This window comes from Streptomyces sp. Z26, assembly GCF_003665095.1.
Taxonomy (GTDB): domain Bacteria; phylum Actinomycetota; class Actinomycetes; order Streptomycetales; family Streptomycetaceae; genus Streptomyces; species Streptomyces phytohabitans.
In genome coordinates, this window is sequence record NZ_RCHV01000002.1 from 1,265,363 (window position 1) to 1,283,513 (window position 18,151).

General features: G+C 71.5%; 16 protein-coding genes and 1 riboswitch. Of the genes, 4 read left to right on the top strand and 12 right to left on the bottom strand.

Annotation, left to right across the window (positions count from 1 at the left end):
- Positions 1-74: 74 nt before the first annotated feature.
- The 6 genes from D7M15_RS05545 to D7M15_RS05570 all read right to left on the bottom strand — a co-directional run bounded on the left by D7M15_RS05545 (position 75) and on the right by D7M15_RS05570 (position 7,366).
- Positions 75-1,541 carry an aminotransferase class V-fold PLP-dependent enzyme gene (locus tag D7M15_RS05545; protein ID WP_121516466.1) on the bottom strand — a complete coding sequence of 489 codons (1,467 nt, stop codon included), beginning with the start codon at positions 1,539-1,541 and terminating at the stop codon, positions 75-77.
- A 42-nt stretch (positions 1,542-1,583) separates the two neighbouring features.
- Positions 1,584-1,701, bottom strand: a riboswitch (SAM riboswitch).
- A 146-nt stretch (positions 1,702-1,847) separates the two neighbouring features.
- Positions 1,848-2,912 carry an anthranilate phosphoribosyltransferase gene (trpD, locus tag D7M15_RS05550; protein WP_121516467.1) on the bottom strand — a complete coding sequence of 355 codons (1,065 nt, stop codon included), beginning with the start codon at positions 2,910-2,912 and terminating at the stop codon, positions 1,848-1,850.
- 212 nt (positions 2,913-3,124) lie between these two features.
- Positions 3,125-4,774, bottom strand: a complete 1,650-nt coding sequence (locus tag D7M15_RS05555) for a cytochrome bc complex cytochrome b subunit (protein WP_121516468.1) — start codon at positions 4,772-4,774, stop codon at positions 3,125-3,127.
- Positions 4,771-5,859 (bottom strand): Rieske 2Fe-2S domain-containing protein, encoded by a 1,089-nt coding sequence (locus D7M15_RS05560; protein ID WP_121516469.1) that lies wholly within the window; start codon positions 5,857-5,859, stop codon positions 4,771-4,773. Before D7M15_RS05560 ends, D7M15_RS05555 begins: the two co-directional genes overlap by 4 nt.
- Positions 5,856-6,668: a c-type cytochrome gene (locus D7M15_RS05565; RefSeq protein WP_121516470.1), complete on the bottom strand. Its 813-nt coding sequence runs from the start codon at positions 6,666-6,668 to the stop codon at positions 5,856-5,858. Before D7M15_RS05565 ends, D7M15_RS05560 begins: the two co-directional genes overlap by 4 nt.
- A gap of 86 nt (positions 6,669-6,754) precedes the next feature.
- A complete protein-coding gene (locus D7M15_RS05570) occupies positions 6,755-7,366 on the bottom strand; it encodes a heme-copper oxidase subunit III (RefSeq protein ID WP_121516471.1) in 612 nt (203 codons plus the stop codon).
- Positions 7,367-7,552: 186 nt separating this feature from the next.
- Between D7M15_RS05570 and D7M15_RS05575 the strand changes: the two genes are divergently transcribed.
- Positions 7,553-7,963, top strand: coding sequence for a response regulator transcription factor (locus tag D7M15_RS05575; protein WP_121516472.1), 411 nt, complete (start codon positions 7,553-7,555; stop codon positions 7,961-7,963).
- 139 nt (positions 7,964-8,102) lie between these two features.
- Here the strand turns inward: D7M15_RS05575 and D7M15_RS05580 are convergent, their stop codons facing one another.
- The 4 genes from D7M15_RS05580 to coxB form a co-directional block, all read right to left on the bottom strand.
- Positions 8,103-9,362, bottom strand: coding sequence for an Ig-like domain-containing protein (locus tag D7M15_RS05580; protein ID WP_121516473.1), 1,260 nt, complete (start codon positions 9,360-9,362; stop codon positions 8,103-8,105).
- Positions 9,363-9,552: 190 nt separating this feature from the next.
- Complete coding sequence (locus D7M15_RS05585) at positions 9,553-9,951, bottom strand: cytochrome c oxidase subunit 4 (RefSeq protein ID WP_121516474.1); 399 nt, start codon at positions 9,949-9,951, stop codon at positions 9,553-9,555.
- Positions 9,948-11,711, bottom strand: a complete 1,764-nt coding sequence (gene ctaD / locus D7M15_RS05590) for a cytochrome c oxidase subunit I (RefSeq protein ID WP_240649141.1) — start codon at positions 11,709-11,711, stop codon at positions 9,948-9,950. Before ctaD ends, D7M15_RS05585 begins: the two co-directional genes overlap by 4 nt.
- Complete coding sequence (gene coxB / locus D7M15_RS05595) at positions 11,708-12,646, bottom strand: cytochrome c oxidase subunit II (protein ID WP_121516475.1); 939 nt, start codon at positions 12,644-12,646, stop codon at positions 11,708-11,710. Before coxB ends, ctaD begins: the two co-directional genes overlap by 4 nt.
- Before the next feature lie 356 nt (positions 12,647-13,002).
- Here coxB and D7M15_RS05600 point away from each other — a divergent pair, with 356 nt between their 5' ends.
- Positions 13,003-14,403: a cysteine desulfurase/sulfurtransferase TusA family protein gene (locus D7M15_RS05600; RefSeq protein WP_121516476.1), complete on the top strand. Its 1,401-nt coding sequence runs from the start codon at positions 13,003-13,005 to the stop codon at positions 14,401-14,403.
- Between the two features lie 48 nt (positions 14,404-14,451).
- Here the strand turns inward: D7M15_RS05600 and D7M15_RS05605 are convergent, their stop codons facing one another.
- Positions 14,452-15,426, bottom strand: a complete 975-nt coding sequence (locus D7M15_RS05605) for a carbohydrate kinase family protein (RefSeq protein WP_121516477.1) — start codon at positions 15,424-15,426, stop codon at positions 14,452-14,454.
- A gap of 138 nt (positions 15,427-15,564) precedes the next feature.
- Between D7M15_RS05605 and D7M15_RS05610 the strand changes: the two genes are divergently transcribed.
- The gene (locus D7M15_RS05610) at positions 15,565-15,828 is read left to right on the top strand and encodes a hypothetical protein (protein ID WP_121516478.1); all 264 of its coding nucleotides are present in this window, start codon (positions 15,565-15,567) and stop codon (positions 15,826-15,828) included.
- 97 nt (positions 15,829-15,925) lie between these two features.
- Positions 15,926-17,443 (top strand): hypothetical protein, encoded by a 1,518-nt coding sequence (locus D7M15_RS05615; protein ID WP_121516479.1) that lies wholly within the window; start codon positions 15,926-15,928, stop codon positions 17,441-17,443.
- 186 nt (positions 17,444-17,629) lie between these two features.
- Here D7M15_RS05615 and D7M15_RS05620 read toward each other — a convergent pair whose 3' ends face one another.
- Positions 17,630-17,983: an iron-sulfur cluster assembly accessory protein gene (locus D7M15_RS05620; protein WP_121516480.1), complete on the bottom strand. Its 354-nt coding sequence runs from the start codon at positions 17,981-17,983 to the stop codon at positions 17,630-17,632.
- Positions 17,984-18,151 lie beyond the last annotated feature (168 nt).

The following is an 18,151-nucleotide window of genomic DNA, read 5'->3' on the forward strand; positions in this document are numbered from 1 at the left end:
GTACGCGGACGGGGCGCCGTGGCCCGACTCCCGGCCCCCGGCGCCCCGTTCGCGGCTCCGCCTGTCCTACGGGTTCAGCCCGCGGCCGTCGCCGCGTCCTCGTCCGGCACGCAGCGCCCGTCCTCCGTGCGGTACGTCCACCGGGGGCCCTCGGTGACCAGCTCGCGCACGGCCCGTACGAACCGGTCGACGTGCTCGTCGGGGGTGCCCGCGCCGAAGCTGGCCCGGACCGCGTTCAGCGACCGCTCGCCCGTGCCCGCGTCCGGCGCCGGGGCGCCGCCGCACTCGCCGGGCTCGTCGGGGGCGCCGCCGAGCAGGGCGCGCAGCAGCGGGTGCGCGCAGAACATGCCGTCGCGCACGCCGATGCCGTACTCGGCCGACAGCGCCGCCGCGAAGTGCGAGCTGTTCCAGCCGTCCACGACGAACGACAGCACCCCGACCCGTTCCGCCTGCGGCCCGAAGAGGGACAGCACCCGTACGCCGGGGACGTCCGCGAGGCCGTCCAACACCCGCGCGAGGAGCCGCTGTTCGCGCCGTACGAGCCGGTCGAACCCGGCCTCCTCCAGGGCGCGGCAGGCGGCGGCGAGGGCGTAGGCCCCGACGACGTTCGGTGAACCGGCCTCGTGCCGGGCCGCACCCGTGTGCCACTCGACGTCCAGCGCGCCGTCGGCGTCCCGGGCGACGCGCTTGCTGGCGCCGCCGCCCGCGAGGTACGGCTCGGCCGCGCGCAGCCAGTCCGTACGGCCCGCCAGCACGCCGGCGCCGAACGGCGCGTACAGCTTGTGCCCGGAGAACGCGACCCAGTCCACGTCGAGTTCGGTGACGTCCACCGGGTGGTGCGGCGCCAGCTGCGCCGCGTCCAGGACGATCCGGGCGCCGTGCCGGTGGGCGGCGGCGGCCAGTTCGCGTACGGGCCAGATCTCGCCCGTCACGTTGGACGCGCCCGTCACGCACACCAGCTTCGGCCCGGCGGGCGCGGCGCGCAGCGCCTCGTCGAGGGCGGCGACGGCCTCGTCCGGCGTACGGGGCGCGCGCAGGCAGGTGGTGCGGTGGCCGCGCCACGGCAGCAGCGACGCGTGGTGCTCGGTCTCGAAGACGAACACCCGGGTGTCCGTGGGCAGCGCGCGGGCCAGCAGGTTCAGCGAGTCGGTGGTGGCCCGGGTGAAGACGACCTCGTCGTCCGGGCGGCAGCCGAGGAAGCGGGCGACGGTGGCCCGGCTCTCCTCGTACAGCCGCGTCGACACCTGCGACAGGTGCCCGGCGCCGCGGTGGACGCTGCCGTAGTACGGGGCGTACGCGGCGACGTCGTCCCAGACGCGCCGGAGGACGGGGGCGCTGGCGGCGTAGTCGAGGGCGGCGTAGAACACCTCGCCGCCGGTGACGAGGGGGGCGAGGACGTCGTCGCCGAGGACGGGCAGCGGGGCGTCCGTGGAGGCGCGGCGGCCGGTGGGCGCCGGGGAGGCGGGTGCGGGGGCGGTTCCGGGAGCGGTGCCGGTGGGCAGGGTGACGGGCTCACACAGGACGGCGGTATCCACGGACATGACGACGGCACTCCCTCAAGGGCCAGGACCCCTGGCGTGAGGAGTCCGCGCTTGCCGCAGACCTCGCTGCCTGCGGCCCGGTCATCACCCGGGGCACCCCGCCACGGAAGGAGGGTTGCCGGACAGCGGGCCGGGGCCTTGATCGCTGTCACTCGTGACCTGCCGAAGAGTGTGCCACAGCTCCGGCCGAGGGCTGAAGTCGCCGTCCACGTGGTGGACACGGGCCCGGTGCCACGGGCCCTCCGGCGCACCCGGAGACGTACGGCGGCGCCCCGGGACGTACGGTCCCCGGGGCGCCGCCGCGCCTCACGCGTTGCTCGCGGCCACCCAGCGTTCCAGCGCCGCCTTCGCCGCGCCCGAGTCGACGGACTCCGCCGCGCGGGCCGCGCCCGCCGCGATCCGGTCCGCCAGCGGCCCGTCCGACGGCTCCAGGGCGACGAGCGCCGCACCCGCGTTCAGCAGCACCGCGTCCCGTACGGGCCCGTGCTCACCGTCCAGCAGCCGCCGCGCCACGTCCGCGTTGTACGCGGCGTCCGCCCCGCGCAGCGCCTCCACCGGCACCAGGTCGACGCCCAGGTCCCGGGGGTCGAACGACTCGCGAAGCACGGCACCGTCCCGTACGGTCCAGACCGTCGAGGTGGCCGTCGTCGTCAGCTCGTCCAGCCCGTCGTCACCGCGGAACACCAGCGCGGACGAGCCGCGTTCCGCGAGCACCCCGGCGAGGATGGGCGCCATCCGGGCGTCCGCGACGCCGGTGGCCTGGGCCCGTACGCGGGCCGGGTTCGTCAGCGGGCCGAGGAAGTTGAACGACGTCGGGATGCCCAACTCCCGCCGCGCGCCCGCCACATGACGCAGCGACGGGTGGAACTTCACCGCGAAGCAGAACGTGATCCCGGCTTCCTCCGCGACCTCCGCCACCCGCTTCGGCGTCAGCTCCAGATTGACGCCCAGCTTCTCCAGCACGTCGGACGCGCCGCTCGCGGAGGACGCCGCGCGGTTGCCGTGCTTGACGACGCGGGCGCCCGTACCGGCCACGACGATCGCCGCCATGGTGGAGATGTTGACCGTACGGGCGCGGTCGCCACCGGTGCCGACGATGTCGACGGTCGGGCCGGGCACCTCGATGACGTTGGCGTGGGCGTACATCGTCCGGACGAGCCCGGAGATCTCCTCCACCGTCTCGCCCTTGGCCCGCAGCGCCACCGCGAAGCCCGCGATCTGCGCGTCCGTCGCCTCCCCGCGCATGATCCGGTCCATCGCCCAGGCCGTCGCGTCCGCGTCCAGGTCCTGGCCGGCGAGCAGGGCGCTCAGTACGTCCGGCCACGAGCGGGCCGCCGTGGTGTCGCCTCCAGCGGGGGTCGCAACGCTCATGGGATCACTCCTGGCCTGGGTGGAGGGTACGGCTGGTTCGGTGCCGCGTACGTCCGGCGCGGTACGTCCGGCGCGGCTGGCCGCAAGCCTAGCCGCGCGCGGGCGGCGCGGGGCGCGCTGCCCCGCACACGCCGCGGGCCCCGGCCCCCGTACGTGGTGTACGGAGGGCCGGGGCCCGCGGTGCGGCGCGCCGCGCGGCGGCGTGCCGGGGATCAGTGGTGGCCGTGGCCGCTCGTGATCTCCTTGTACTCCTCGGCGGTCGGCTTGGCGATCTGCGCGTCCTCGCCGTAGTAGCCCTTGGACAGCCGCGCCCTGAGCTTCTCGACGGGGCCGACCTTGCGCCGTACGCCGTGCTCGTCCGTGTCCGGTCCGATCTCGGTGGGCCGGTACTGCTCGTGCGCGGTGAGCGTGTGCAGGTCCTCCTGCGCCAGCGGCTCGTGCACCTCGATGAACTCGCCGTGCGGCAGCCGCTTGATGATGCCCGACTCCCGTCCGTGCAGCACCTTCTCGCGGTCCTTGCGCTGGAGTCCCAGACAGATCCGCTTGGTGATGATGAACGTGAGGACGGGGACCACGAAGAAGCCGATCCGGACGAACCACGTGATCGCGTTGATCGACAGATGGAAGAACTGCGCGACCACGTCGTTGCCGCCACCGATCAGCAGCACCAGGTACGCGGCGATCCAGGCGGCGCCGAAGCCCGTACGCGTCGGTACGTTCCGCGGCCGGTCCAGGATGTGGTGCTCGCGCTTGTCCCCGGTCACCCACGACTCGACGAACGGGTAGACCGCGATCGCCGTGAGCACCACCGGCAGCAGCATCAGCGGGATGAACACGCCCATCACGAGCGTGTGCCCCCAGATGTTGATCTCCCACCCGGGCATGAAGCGGATCAGGCCCTCGGGGAAGCCCATGTACCAGTCGGGCTGCGCGTTGGTGGACACCTGGTCCGGGCGGTACGGGCCGAGCACCCAGATCGGGTTGATCGTGAAGGTCGCGGCGATCATCGCGATGACACCGAAGACCAGGAAGAAGAACCCGCCCGCCTTGGCCATGTAGACCGGCAGCAGGGGCATGCCGACGACGTTCTTGTTGGTCTTGCCCGGACCCGCCCACTGGGTGTGCTTGTGGTAGAAGACCAGGATCAGATGCGCCGTCAGCAGGCCGAGCATGATGCCCGGCAGCAGCAGCACGTGGATCGCGAAGAAGCGCGGGATGATGTCGTGCCCGGGGAACTCGCCGCCGAACAGGAACATCGCCACGTACGTGCCGACCACCGGCGTCGACAGGATCGCGCCGTGCATGAAGCGGATACCGGTGCCGGACAGCAGGTCGTCGGGGAGCGAGTAGCCCGTCAGGCCGGTGAACATGCCGAGGATGAGCAGCAGGAAGCCGAACATCCAGTTCAGCTCGCGCGGCTTGCGGAAGGCGCCGGTGAAGAACACCCGCATCATGTGCATCAGCATGGCCGCGATGAAGATCAGCGCGCCCCAGTGGTGGATCTGCCGGATCAGCAGCCCGCCCCGCACGTCGAAGCTGATGTCCAGCGTCGACGCGTACGCCTCGGACATCACGACGCCGTGCATCGGCACGTACGAGCCGTGGTACTCGATCTCACCCATGCTCGGCGTGAAGAACAGCGTCAGGTACACGCCGGTCAGGATGATGATGATGAAGCTGTAGAGCGCGATCTCGCCGAGCATGAAGGACCAGTGGTCCGGGAAGATCTTGCGCATGTTGGCCTTGGCCAGGGTGTAGATCCCCAACCGGCCGTCGGCCCAGTCCGCGACCTTCTCGCCCGCGGGAGCCTTGCGCTTGCCCGGCGCTCCCGCGCCGGGTGCGTTGGTGGTCGTCGTACTCATCCGCGCTCCCAGAAGGCCGGGCCGACAGGCTCCGCGAAGTCGCCCTGCGCTTCGAGGTAGCCGTCCTTGTTGACGCTGATCTTCAGCTGCGGCAGCGGGTGGCCCGCGGGGCCGAACAGCACCCGCGCGCCGTCGGAAAGGTCGAACGTCGACTGGTGGCACGGGCAGAGCACGTGGTGCGTCTGCTGCTCGTAGAGGCTGACCGGGCAGCCGACGTGGGTGCAGATCTTCGAGTAGGCGAGGATGCCCTCGTGGGACCAGTCCAGGGACCGCTTGTCCTTGATGTCGTCCGGCTCGATGCGGACGAGCATCAGGGCGGCCTTGGCGATCTCCGTGGCGAAGTCGTGGTCCTCGCGCTCCAGGCCCTCGGGCTTGGCGAAGGCCAGCGAGCCGACGACGATGTCCTCGGGCTTCAGCGGCTCGTTGGTGTTCTCGTTGATCAGCAGCTTGCCCTTTTTCCAGGCCGTGTGCCGCATCTTCGTGCCGGGCAGCGGACCGAGGTCGCGCAGCAGGACCAGGCCGGAGAGCGGCAGCAGCGTCAGCGCGCCGAGCATGGTGTGCCGCACCAGCTTGCGCCGACCGAGCTGCGACTCCTCGGCGCCCTGCCGGAAGTCGGCCAGCACCTTCTGCTTGACCTCGGGCTCCGCCTCGATCGGGTGGCGCTCGTCGGCGATCTCCACGTCCGACATGAGCGTGCGGGCCCAGTGGACCGCCGCCGCGCCGATGCAGAAGAGGGCCATGCCGAGGCTGAGGCCCAGCGACAGGTTCAGCGCGCTGACGTGGCCCAGCGGCCAGACGTAGACGATCTTGTCGATCGGGAACGCCACGTACGACGCGATGAAGGCGACCGTGGCCAGCATCGACACGGTGAACAGCAGCGCGACGGTGCGCTCGGAGCGCCGCGCCGCCCGCTCGTCGATGTCCTGCACCCGGTGCTCGTGCGGGGGGAGTCCGGGGTCCGCGAAGGGGTCCTCGTCCAGTACGGCCACGCTGTGGCCCTGGTGCCCGTGCTCACCGGGGAGTTTCTCGTTCTCTGGCACGATCTCGTCAGATCCAGTTCCGTGGGATCCAGTCTCACTGCTCATGACTTCTTGGCCTTTGCGGTCCGCGCTGCGACCCAGATGGCGACGGCCACCAGCGAACCGAGACCGAACACCCAGCCGAACAGGCCCTCGCTGACCGGGCCGAAGCCGCCGAGCTTGTAACCGCCGGGGGTCTCCGCCTCGTCGCTGTTGACCGTCTTCAGGTAGGCGATGACGTCGCCCTTGTCCTTCTGGGTCAGCACCGTGTCGGGGAAGGACGGCATGTTCTGCGGGCCGGTCTGCATCGCCTCGTAGGCGTGCTTCTTGCTGACGTCACCGAGGTCGGGCGCGAACTTGCCCTTCGAGAGGGCGCCGCCCTCACCGGTGAAGTTGTGGCACTGCGCGCAGTTGGTGCGGAACAGCTCGCCACCGTTCGCCAGGTCGGCGCCGTTGGGGTCGTACTGCTCCTTGTTCGGCACGCTGGGGCCGGGGCCGAGCGAGGCGATGTAGGCCGCGAGCTGGTCGGTCTCCGCCTGCGTGTACTTCGCCTGCTTCTTCGGCACCTGGGCGCCGGGCTGCTGCGCGGGCATCCGGCCGGTGCCGACCTGGAAGTCCACGGCGGCGGCGCCGACACCGGTGAGGCTCGGGCCGTCGCTCGTGCCCTTGCCCCCGGTCCCGTGGCAGCTGGCGCAGCCGACGGTGTAGAGCTTCTTGCCCTCGTCGATGGCGAGGGAGGAGCTCGACCCCTGGTCGGCCTTGGCCTCGTCCGCCGGGGCGAGCGCGGTATACAGCCCCCCGGTGGCCGCCAGCGCGAAGAGTAGGACGACGAGCGCCGCCAGCGGATGGCGCCGTCGTGCGGAGAGCTTTTTCACGGATTACCCCGGTGTCAGGATCTTCTGCGTCGGTGCTTCTGGCTGTGTCTGCGGTGGTCTGCGGCCGAGGAGGCGGGCCGCCAGGCTCACTTGATCAGGTAGATCGTGGCGAAGAGGCCGATCCAGACGACATCGACGAAGTGCCAGTAGTAGGACACGACGATGGCCGCAGTGGCCTGTTGATGCGTGAACCGTTTCGCCGCGTACGTCCTGCCCAGCACGAGCAGGAACGCGAAGAGGCCACCCGTCACGTGCATCCCGTGGAAACCGGTGGTCAGGTAGAACGCCGATCCGTAGGGATCAGAGGACAGGGAGAGTCCCTCGTGCTTGACCAGCTCCGTGTACTCGAAGACCTGGCCGCCGATGAAGATCGCACCCATGATGAAGGTGACGATGAACCACCCCCGGAGCTTCTTCACGTCGCCGCGCTCGGCCGCGAACACACCGAGTTGGCAGGTGAGGGAGGAGAGCACCAGGACCGTGGTGTTGGCCGCCGAGAACGGCACGTTCAGCGCCTCGGCGTGCTCCTTCCAGAAGTCGGCACCCGTCACCGACCGCAGGGTGAAGTACATCGCGAAGAGGGCCGCGAAGAACATCAGCTCGGAACTCAGCCAGATGATGGTTCCGACGCTGGTGAGGTTCGGTCGGTTGACCGACGGGTGCGCGTGCCCGGTTTCTACTGCTGTTGCTGTCGCCACGCCGACATTATGTCGGTCGCTTATCGCGGCCTCACTTCCGGGGGTGCCGTTCGGTGTGTCCGACCGTCCTGCGCTGCTCAAACGCGTGTCCGGCAGGCCCTGGGCTGCGGTGTTGACGCGGGCCCGCAGGGAGTAGCATCCCGGGCAGGCAGGGGAAGTTCGACGAGAACGACACGCGGAGGAACGATGGAGCCGACCGCCACGGTGCTGGTCTACAGCGACGACGCCAACACCCGCGAGCAGGTGCGGCTCGCCGCGGGGCGGCGCCCCGCCTCCGACGTGCGGCAGGTCGAGTACCTGGAGTGCGCGACCCTCCCGGCGGTGCTGTCCGCGCTGGAGGAGTACCGGATCGACGTCTGCGTGCTGGACGGCGAGGCCGCGCCGGCGGGCGGCATGGGTGTCTGCCGACAGATCAAGGACGAGATCTTCGACTGCCCGCCGGTCCTGCTCCTCATCGGCCGCCCCCAGGACGCCTGGCTGGCCACCTGGAGCCGCGCCGAGGCCGCCGTCTCGCACCCGGTGGAGCCGGTCGCGTTCGCGGACGCCCTCGCGGGTCTGCTGCGCGAGGAGGAGCGGTCGGGCGCGGGAGCGGCTTGACGTACGGCACGCGGGGCGCGGCCCGGCGTACGGGCTCCGGTCGGTGAACGTCCGCCGTTCCCACCGGAGTCCACGCCGGGCGCCTTCGCTCCGGCCCTCTTCGTCGCAAGCCGCCCGCCGTCGTGTCACAGCCCGCGGCTCAGCTCTCGAACCGGAGTCGTCCGGGGCCGTTCCGTACGTGCTCGGCGTCCGCGCCGCCGGTCAGCGCGCTGCCGCGGCGCCACTCCTTCCAAGAGAGGTTCCAGTCGCCGAAGCCGTTGTCGAACGGGTCCATGCGGTCGCCGGAGCCGTTGACGTAGCGCACCACGTCGCCGCGCCGGACCAGTTCGTAGAACCAGCGGGCGTTCGCCGTGCTCATGCCCGTGCAGCCGTGGCTGACGTTGGCGGAGCCCTGCGAGCCCGTCGACCAGGGCGCGGCGTGCACGAACTCGCCGCTGCGCGTGACCTGCGTGTTCCAGTGCACCGGCAGGTCGTACGACTCGGAGCTGCCCTCCGGTATGCCGATGCTGGTGCCCTGCATCCGGATGAACGGCTGCTTCCCGAGCACCACCTTGGTGCCGTTCCGCGTCTCGAAGCCCGACTTGCCCGTGGTCACCGGCAGCGTGCGCAGGTGCTTCCCGTTCCGCCGTACGGACATGGTGTGCGCGCTCATGTCCACCAGCGCCTCGACGCGCGCCCCCGTACGGATCGTCAGCGGTCTGGTGTCGCCGCCGCGCAGGCCGTCGCGGATGCCGACGCCGCCGAGTGACGAGCTGACCGTGACGGTGGCGTGCGTGGGCCAGAAGCCCTTCGGCCGGTAGTGCAGCGTCCGGCCGTCCACCCAGTGCCAGGCGCCCTCCGTACGCGGCGTGGACTCGACGCGCAGCGCCCGTTCCACGGTCCGGCGCTCCCCCGCGCCGCGCATCCGGTGGCTCAACTCCGCGACGAGCGGCTGCCCGACGCCGTACGTGCCGCGCTCCGGGCCGAACGTCACGCCGAGCCTGCGGCCGTCGGCGGGCTTCGTCTGGAAGCGCAGGGTGCGGCTGCCGGGTGCGCCGTCGCCGTTCTCGGTGCTGACCACCACCGTGTAGCGGACACCGGCGGCCAACGGTGACGTCGAGCGCCAGCGGTCGCCGTCCGACGACAGCTTTCCGGCGAGGCGGCGGCCCGCCGCGTCGGTGGCGAGGACGTCCGTGATGCGCGACCCGGAGCCGGACGCGGTCACTTCGAGGGGTTCGCGGGAGTCGACGCGGCCGCCGTCCTCCGCCGCGTCGGCGTTGACGACGACCTGGTCGCCCGCGTCGTAGGGTGCCGCGGCGAGCGGGCTGGAGTCGCCGCCGCAGGCGGTGAGCCCCGCCGCCAGGGGCCCGACTATCAGGGCGCAGGCCAGGGCCTTCCGGCACTTCGGTCGAGGTGTCATGTGCCCAGCGTCGGGGACACCGACCCGTACGGTCCTGCTGGACTCCTGCGAACGGGTGCCCCCGCCCGCCCCACCTCCCGTACGGCGCCCGCCCCGCGCTCCCCCGGGTACGACGACGGCCCGGGTCGCGGGGACCCGGGCCGTCGGCGTGGTGCTTCCGCGCGGCCGCCTCAGCGGACGCGGGTGGCGGTCACTGGTTCTGCGCCTCGCCGTGGTAGTACTCGAAGACCCAGCCGTACAGGCCGATCAGCAGCAGCGGCAGCGAGAAGAACAGCAGCCACCAGCCGAAGACGACGCCCAGGAAGGCGCACGCGCCGCCGACCGCCAGGGAGAGCGGCTGCCAGCTGTACGGGCTGAAGAAGCCGACCTCGCCCGCGTCGTCCGCGACGTCCGCGTCCTTGTCGTCCTGCGCGCCGGTGTCGACGCGGCGGGCGGTGAAGGCCAGGTAGTAGCCGATCATCGCGGACAGACCGAAGGCCAGGAAGAGGCCCGTGGTGCCGACCGGCTCCTTCGACCAGAGGCCGTAGACGATGGCCACGCCGAGCATGAAGACGGACAGCCAGAGGAACATGTGTCCCTGGATCTTCACTTGCTCTCACCCTCTCCCGGCTTGGCGCCGTGCGCGCTGTCCCCGACGAGAGCCTTCTCCCGCGGGTCCGGGTCACCGAGCTGGTCGAGCGCGGCGATCTCCGGGTGGTGCAGGTCGAACGCCGGGGATTCGGACCGGATACGCGGCAGCGTGAGGAAGTTGTGCCGCGGCGGCGGGCAGGAGGTCGCCCACTCCAGCGAACGGCCGTACCCCCAGGGGTCGTCGACCTCGATCTTCTCGCCGTGCTTCGCGGTCTTCCACACGTTGTAGAAGAAGGGGAGCATCGACATGCCGAGCAGGAACGAGCTGACGGTGGAGACCGTGTTCAGCGCGGTGAAGCCGTCCGCGTCCAGGTAGTCGGCGTACCGGCGGGGCATGCCCTCGGCGCCGAGCCAGTGCTGCACGAGGAACGTGCCGTGGAAGCCGGTGAACAGCGTCCAGAAGGTGATCTTCCCGAGCCGCTCGTCCAGCATCTTGCCGGTGAACTTCGGCCACCAGAAGTGGAATCCGGCGAACATCGCGAAGACGACGGTGCCGAAGACGACGTAGTGGAAGTGGGCCACCACGAAGTACGAGTCCGACACGTGGAAGTCCATCGGCGGCGACGCGAGGATGACGCCCGTCAGGCCACCGAAGGTGAAGGTGACGAGGAAGCCGATCGTCCAGAGCATCGGTGTCTCGAAGGACAGCGAGCCCTTCCACATGGTGCCGATCCAGTTGAAGAACTTCACGCCCGTCGGCACCGCGATCAGGAAGGTCATGAAGGAGAAGAACGGCAGCAGCACACCGCCGGTGACGTACATGTGGTGCGCCCAGACCGTCACCGAGAGGCCCGCGATCGCGATCGTCGCGCCGATCAGGCCGATGTAGCCGAACATCGGCTTGCGGCTGAAGACCGGGATGACCTCGGAGACGATGCCGAAGAACGGCAGCGCGATGATGTAGACCTCCGGATGCCCGAAGAACCAGAAGAGGTGCTGCCAGAGCAGCGCTCCCCCGTTCGCGGCGTCGAAGATGTGCGCGCCGAACTCGCGGTCCGCCTCCAGCGCGAAGAGGGCGGCGGCCAGCACCGGGAAGGCGAGCAGCACCAGGACACCGGTGAGCAGCACGTTCCAGGTGAAGATCGGCATGCGGAACATCGTCATGCCGGGTGCGCGCATGCAGATGATCGTGGTGATGAAGTTGACCGAGCCGAGGATCGTGCCGAAGCCGGAGAAGGCCAGACCCATGATCCACATGTCGGCGCCCACGCCCGGCGAGTGCACCTCGCTGGAGAGCGGCGAGTACGCGAACCAGCCGAAGTCCGCCGCGCCCTGCGGGGTGAGGAAACCGGCGACCGCGATGAGCGAGCCGAAGAGGTAGAGCCAGTACGCGAACATGTTCAGCCGCGGGAACGCCACGTCGGGCGCGCCGATCTGGAGCGGCATGATCCAGTTCGCGAAGCCCGCGAAGAGCGGGGTGGCGAACATGAGCAGCATCACCGTGCCGTGCATGGTGAACGCCTGGTTGAACTGCTCGTTCGACATGATCTGCGTGCCCGGCCGGGCGAGTTCCGCGCGCATGAACAGCGCCATCACGCCGCCGATGACGAAGAACAGGAACGACGTGCCGAGGTAGAGCGTCCCGATCGTCTTGTGGTCGGTGGTGGTCATCCACTTCACCACGACGTTGCCGGGTTGTTTACGGCGCACGGGCAGCGCGTTCTCGTTCGAGGCGTCTGCCGCTGCGGCACCCTGGTGCGGTTCGTTGAGGATGCTCACGGGTTATTCGTCTCCGCATTCCTGGCGTCGCCGGTGGTCGGAACGCCCGACGGGATGTAGCCGGTCTGGCCCTTCTTCGCCAGCTCCTCCAGATGCTTCTGGTAGCGCTCCGGAGAGACGACCTTGACGTTGAACAGCATCCGGGAGTGGTCCACGCCGCAGAGTTCGGCGCACTTGCCCATGAAGGTGCCCTCCTTGTTCGGAGTCACCTCGAAGCGGTTGGTGTGGCCGGGGATGACGTCCTGCTTCATCAGGAACGGCACCACCCAGAAGGAGTGGATGACGTCCCGCGAGGTCAGCACGAACTGGACGGTCTCGCCCTTGGGGAGCCACAGCGTCGGGCCGGGGTTGTCGTTCTGCGGGTTCCGGTCGCCGGGAGTGCCCGCCGTGTAGACGCCCTCGGCGCCTTCGGGGAACGCTTCCTTCATGCGGTCCGGGATCGCGTCGAGGGCGGTGGCCTTCTCGTGCGACGTGGACGGGTCGCCGTCGACGTCCTCGATGTAGTTGAAGCCCCAACTCCACTGGTAGCCGACGACGTTCACCACGTGGTCCGGCTTGTCGGAGGTCTCCAGGAGCTTCGCCTCGTCGCGCGCGGTGAAGTAGAAGAGCACGGCCACGATGATGATCGGGACCACCGTGTACAGCGCCTCGATCGGCATGTTGTACCGGGTCTGCGGGGGCACCTCGACCTTGGTCTTGGACCGCCGGTGGAAGATGACACTCCACACGATCAGACCCCACACCAGCACGCCCGTGGCGAGCGCGGCGGCCCACGAACCCTGCCAGAGGGAGAGGATGCGCGGCGCCTCCTCCGTGACCGGGGTGGGCATGCCGAGGCGGGGGAAGTCCTTCGATGTGCAACCGGTCGCGGTCGCCAGGACCAGGCCCGCCAGCAGTGCGTGGTGCAGCTTCCGCCGCATCGGGCGCCTCGACATGGGGGTACCGCCCCCGCCCTTCGGGCGGTGGGGGAGGTCGGAGCCGTTGGGACTCACGTAGCGCCTTCCCGAGAGTCTCGCCCGCTCGGCCGGGCTCGGCCGTTGGATGGTCGGGCGCGGCCCTGGCGGGGCAGGGGTTTGGATGTTTACGCGGACCAAACCCTAACGGACGCCATTTGGGCCCGCGCGGGGAGGGTGCCCAACGCGCCGCACCGCACCCCGAAGGGGTGGACGCGCCGCCCCACCGGCGGCGTTGCCGTACGGGGCGGGCCGCCTGACGGTGCGTACACGGCACGTCGGGGCGGTGCGGGCGGGTGGTCGCGGGCCCCCGCGCACGGGTGTCCTAACGTGCGTACGTGTCCTACTTCGACGCCGCGTCCTCCCTCCCCCTCCACCCCGTCGCCCGCCAGGCGCTGCTCGCGTCCCTCGACGAGGGCTGGGCCGACCCCGCGCGGCTGCACCGCGAGGGCCGCCGGGCGCGGCTGCTCCTGGACGCGGCGCGCGAGACCGCCGCCGACGCCGTCGGCTGTCGGCCGGACGAGCTGTCGTTCACCACGTCCGGCACGCGCGCCCTGCACACCGGCGTCGCCGGGGCGGCGGCCGGGCGGCGACGCGCGGGCCGCCGGCTGGTGGTCTCCGCGGTCGAGCACTCCGCCGTGCTGCACGCGGCGGCGGCCCACCGCGCGGCGGGCGGCGAGGTGACGGAGGTCGGCGTGGACCGTACGGGACGGGTGGACGCCGAGGCGTACGCGCGGGCGCTCGCGGCCGGGAACGGTACGGGGCACGGGGTGGCGCTCGCCTGCCTCCAGAGCGCCAACCACGAGGTGGGCACCGTGCAGCCGGTCGCCGAGGTGGCGGCGGCGTGCCGGGAGGCGGGCGTGCCGCTGCTGGTGGACGCGGCGCAGTCGCTCGGCCGCCAGGCCGTGCCGGAGGGCTGGTCGCTGCTGGCGGGCAGCGCGCACAAGTGGGGCGGGCCGTCGGGCGTGGGGCTGCTCGTCGTACGGAAGGGGACGCGGTTCGCCGCGCCGCCGCCGGTCGACGAGCGGGAGGCGGGGCGCGCGCCCGGCTTCGAGAACGTGCCCGCGGTCGTCGCCGCCGCCGCGTCCCTGCGCGCCGCGCGCGCGGAGGCCGAGGCGGAGGGCGCGCGGCTGCGCGCGCTGGTGGACCGGATCAGGGCCCGGGTGCCCGAACTGGTGCCGGACGTCGAGGTGGTGGGCGATCCCGTACGGCGGCTGCCGCACCTGGTGACGTTCTCGTGCCTGTACGTGGACGGGGAGGCGCTGCTGCACGCGCTGGACCGGGCGGGCTTCTCGGTGTCGTCCGGCTCGTCGTGCACGTCGAGCACGCTGACGCCGAGTCATGTGCTGAAGGCGATGCGTGTGCTGTCGGAGGGGAACGTACGGGTGTCGCTGCCGCCGGGGACGGACGCGGCGGAGGTGGACCGCTTCCTGGAGGTGTTGCCGGAGGCGGTGCGTTCCGTACGGGCGCACCTGGGGGCACCGGCCGGGAGCGGCACCCCGGCGGCCGAGGCGGAGGGAACGTCCGCTGGGGTGACCGTCGACGCGTTGGGGCGGCTGTGCCCCGCCCCCGTCATCGAACTGGCGCGGGCCATCGGCGGGGTGCCGGTGGGCGGCGTCGTCACCGTGCTCGCGGACGACGAGGCGGCGCGGCTGGACATCCCCGCCTGGTGCGAGATGCGCGGCCACGACTACCTGGGCGCGGAGGGCACCGCGTACCGCGTGCGCCGCCGCGACTGACGCGGCGGCGCACGCCGTACGGGTACGGGTACGGGGAGCGGGGGGCGCTCAGCCGAGGTGGGAACGGACCTCGGCGGCGGCGTCGTCGCCGTACGCCTTGGTGAAGCGCTCCATGAAGTGGCCGCGGCGCAGCGCGTACTCCTGCGTGCCGACCGTCTCGATGACCAGCGTGGCCAGCATGCAGCCGACCTGCGCGGCCCGCTCCAGGTCGACGCCCCAGGAGAGGCCGGTGAGGAAGCCCGCGCGGAACGCGTCGCCGACGCCGGTCGGTTCGGCCTTGCGCTCCTCCTCGGGGCAGCCGACGAGGATCGGCTCCTCGCCCTTCCGCTCGATCCGCACGCCCCGCGCGCCCAGCGTGGTGACGCGGGTGCCGACGCGGTCGAGGATCTCCTCGGCGGTCCAGCCGGTCTTGGTCTCGACGAGGCCCTTCTCGTACTCGTTGGTGAAGAGGTACGCCGCGCCCTCGGTCAGGACGCGGATGTCGTCGCCGTCCATCCGCGCGATCTGCTGCGAGAAGTCCGCCGCGAAGGGAATGCCGCGCGTCCGGCACTCCTCGGTGTGGCGGATCATCGCCTCGGGGTCGTCCGCGCCGATGCTCACCAGGTCGAGGCCGCCGACGCGCTCGGCCACGGTGTGCAGCTCGATGAGGCGGGCCTCGCTCATGGCGCCGGTGTAGAAGGAGCCGATCTGGTTGTGGTCGGCGTCGGTGGTGCAGACGAAACGCGCGGTGTGCAGCGTCTCGGAGATGCGCACCGAGCCGGTGTCCACCCCGTGCCGGTCGAGCCAGGCGCGGTACTCGTCGAAGTCCTCACCGGCCGCGCCGACCAGGATCGGCGCGGCGCCGAGCTGGCCCATGCCGAAGCAGATGTTGGCGGCGACGCCGCCGCGGCGGACGTCGAGGGCGTCGACGAGGAACGAGAGGGAGACCGTGTGCAGCTGGTCCGCGACCAACTGGTCGGCGAAACGGCCGGGGAAGGTCATCAGGTGGTCGGTCGCGATGGAGCCGGTGACTGCGATACGCACGACGAGATCTGCTCCTGGAGGAGAAGACGGGAGAGGGTCCCGTTCACGCTACCCGCTCCGGTGACGGAGCCGAACAGGGTGTAACTACCAGATAGTAGGGCCTTCCCGGCGCAGCACGGGCCGCATAGCGTCGCCCCCATGACGAACCACCCGCACCTCCCCGCGTTCCCCCCGTCCGAGCCCGAGTCCCTCGCCCAACTGCGCGGTGACTGCGCCCGGATGGCACCGCACTGGCACCAGGCGGCCGACGCGGGCCCCGTCCCCGGCTCCGCTTCCGGTTCCGTTTCCCGTTCCGCCACGGCGCCCGCCGGGCGCCTTCCCGCCGCCGAAGCTTCGCACGGCGTACGGGTGCCGTCACGCTCGGCGCAGCTCGTGGCCGGTATGTCCGAGTACGGGAACTGAGGGAACCGCTCACGGCGGCGCTCCGTCCAACCGGCGTCCCGCACCAAGGGACGCGACTCGAACGACGAGCGATGAGCGGAGCCGAAGGAGCGAAGCCGTGAGCACCCAAGAGAGCCCCGAGCAACCCCGGGAGCGACGTCGTCGCCTGACCGTCCTCTCGGTGGCGGCAGCCGTACTGCTGGCCGGGGGCGGAGGCGCGTACCTGGCCGCGAACGCCTCCGACGACGACGGCGGTTCGTCCGCCGCCGACGGCGGATCGCCCGAACCGCTCGTACTGGACGGCGCGGGCCGTACGGAGGCGGGCGGCGGTGACGGCGGCCGCTCCGGCGTGGCACCGGGCGAGCCCGACCCGGGCGGCACCGCGAAGTACCGCGCCGCGGGCGAGCTGCCCGACGGCCCGGACTCGGCGTCCGTGCACCGCCGCGCCGACGACGTCGACAAGGACGAGGTCGCCGGGATCGCGAAGGCGTTGGACGTGCCGGGCACGCCGAAGCTGGAGAACGGCCGCTGGACCATCGCGGGCGGCAAGGACGAGCCGTCGCTCTCGGTCGGCAGCGACAGCGCGCCGGGCATGTGGACGTACACCCGGCAGCCCGACCTGATCGACACCTCCTGCGGCACCGACCACGGCAAGGGCGGCGGGAAGCTGCCCGGCCACCAGAAGTGCGCGCAGCCGGGCGAGGGTTCGGCGGACGACGCCGTGCCGTCGGACGGCACCGAGCCGGTGTCGGAGGCGAAGGCGAAGGAGGCCGTCAAGCCGCTGCTGGAGGCGCTGGACATCTCCGACGCGAAGCTCGACGCGTCCTCCGCCTACGGTTCCGTACGCGTCGTCGACGCCCGGCCGGAGGTGGACGGCCTGCCGACGCACGACTGGGGCGGCAAGTTCACCGTCGGCCCGGACGGCGAGGTGGCTCGGGCGCACGGGCAGCTCGGCGAGCTGGACAAGGGCACCGAGTACCCGGTGATGAGCGCCGAGGAGACGCTGAAGCAGCTGAACGAGTACGGCGGCCCGACCACCCTGGAGGCCCGCTGCGCCACCCCGCCGCAGGCGAAGAAGCCGGGCGGCGGGTCGGAGACGAAGCCCGCGCCCGGCGGCACGTCGGAGGACGTGCCCTGCGGCCCCGGCACGGGCAAACCGCTGGCGGTGACGGGTGCGGAGTTCGGGCTGGCCACGCAGTTCTCGAAGGGCCAGCCGGTGCTCGTACCGTCCTGGATCTACGAGGTCCAGCGGCCGGGCGGCGAGGAGACCTACCCGGTGGCGTTCCCGGCCGTGCAGCCGAAGTTCCTGGAGCGCGGCGACGGTGACGACGGCACCGCCGAGCCCCCGTCCACGGGCGGCGGCGCGGAGAAGAGCAAGGCGCTCTCCTCGTACGAGGCCGACGGCCGGACGCTGACCGTCACCTTCTGGGGCGGCGTCTGCCACAAGCACGCGGTGAAGGCGGACGAGTCCGGGGACAAGGTCACCGTCACGGTCGAGGAGCGTGAGCGGGACCCGGAGAAGAAGGCGTGCGTGATGGTCGCGAAGAAGCAGACCGTCGAGGTCACGTTGGACAAGGCGCTCGGTGACCGCGAGGTCGTCGACGCCCGGAAGGGTGCGCCGCTGCCGGAGAAGTGAGGCGCGGCTGAGGCGCACCACGGCGAAGGCGGCGGGCCTGTGGGGGGCCGGCCGCCTTCGCCGTGTCCGCGCGTCGTACGGGGGCGGCGTACGGGCCGTCGTACGGGGTGGGAGAGCACGGAGCCCGTGGCGGCACACGTCGGGCCCGGCACCGCGGTGCGGCGGCCGGGCCCGGTGGTGCCGCCGTCAGCTGAACGAGTCGCCGCAGGCGCAGGAACCGGTCGCGTTCGGGTTGTCGATGGTGAAGCCCTGCTTCTCGATGGTGTCGACGAAGTCGATGGAGGCGCCGCCCAGGTACGGGGCGCTCATCCGGTCGGTGACGACCTTCACGCCCTCGAAGTCCTTCACGACGTCGCCGTCGAGGGAGCGCTCGTCGAAGAACAGCTGGTACCGCAGGCCGGAGCAGCCGCCCGGCTGGACAGCCACACGCAGCGCCAGGTCGTCGCGGCCCTCCTGCTCCAGCAGGCTCCTGACCTTCGCCGTGGCGGTGTCGGACAGGATGATGCCCTCGCTCACAGCGGTCTCGTCCGATACGGACATCTGCTTCTCTCCCGGGTTGTACGGACTGCTCTGCCACCGGCTGCAACCAGCGGCATCCCGGATTCATTCCAGGCGGTCGCGTCGTTTCACGCGCCTTCATGCTCGCACACCGGTCCCCGCACGGTCACCGGTCCGTTCCCGACCCCGCATACGTACGACCCCGGCACC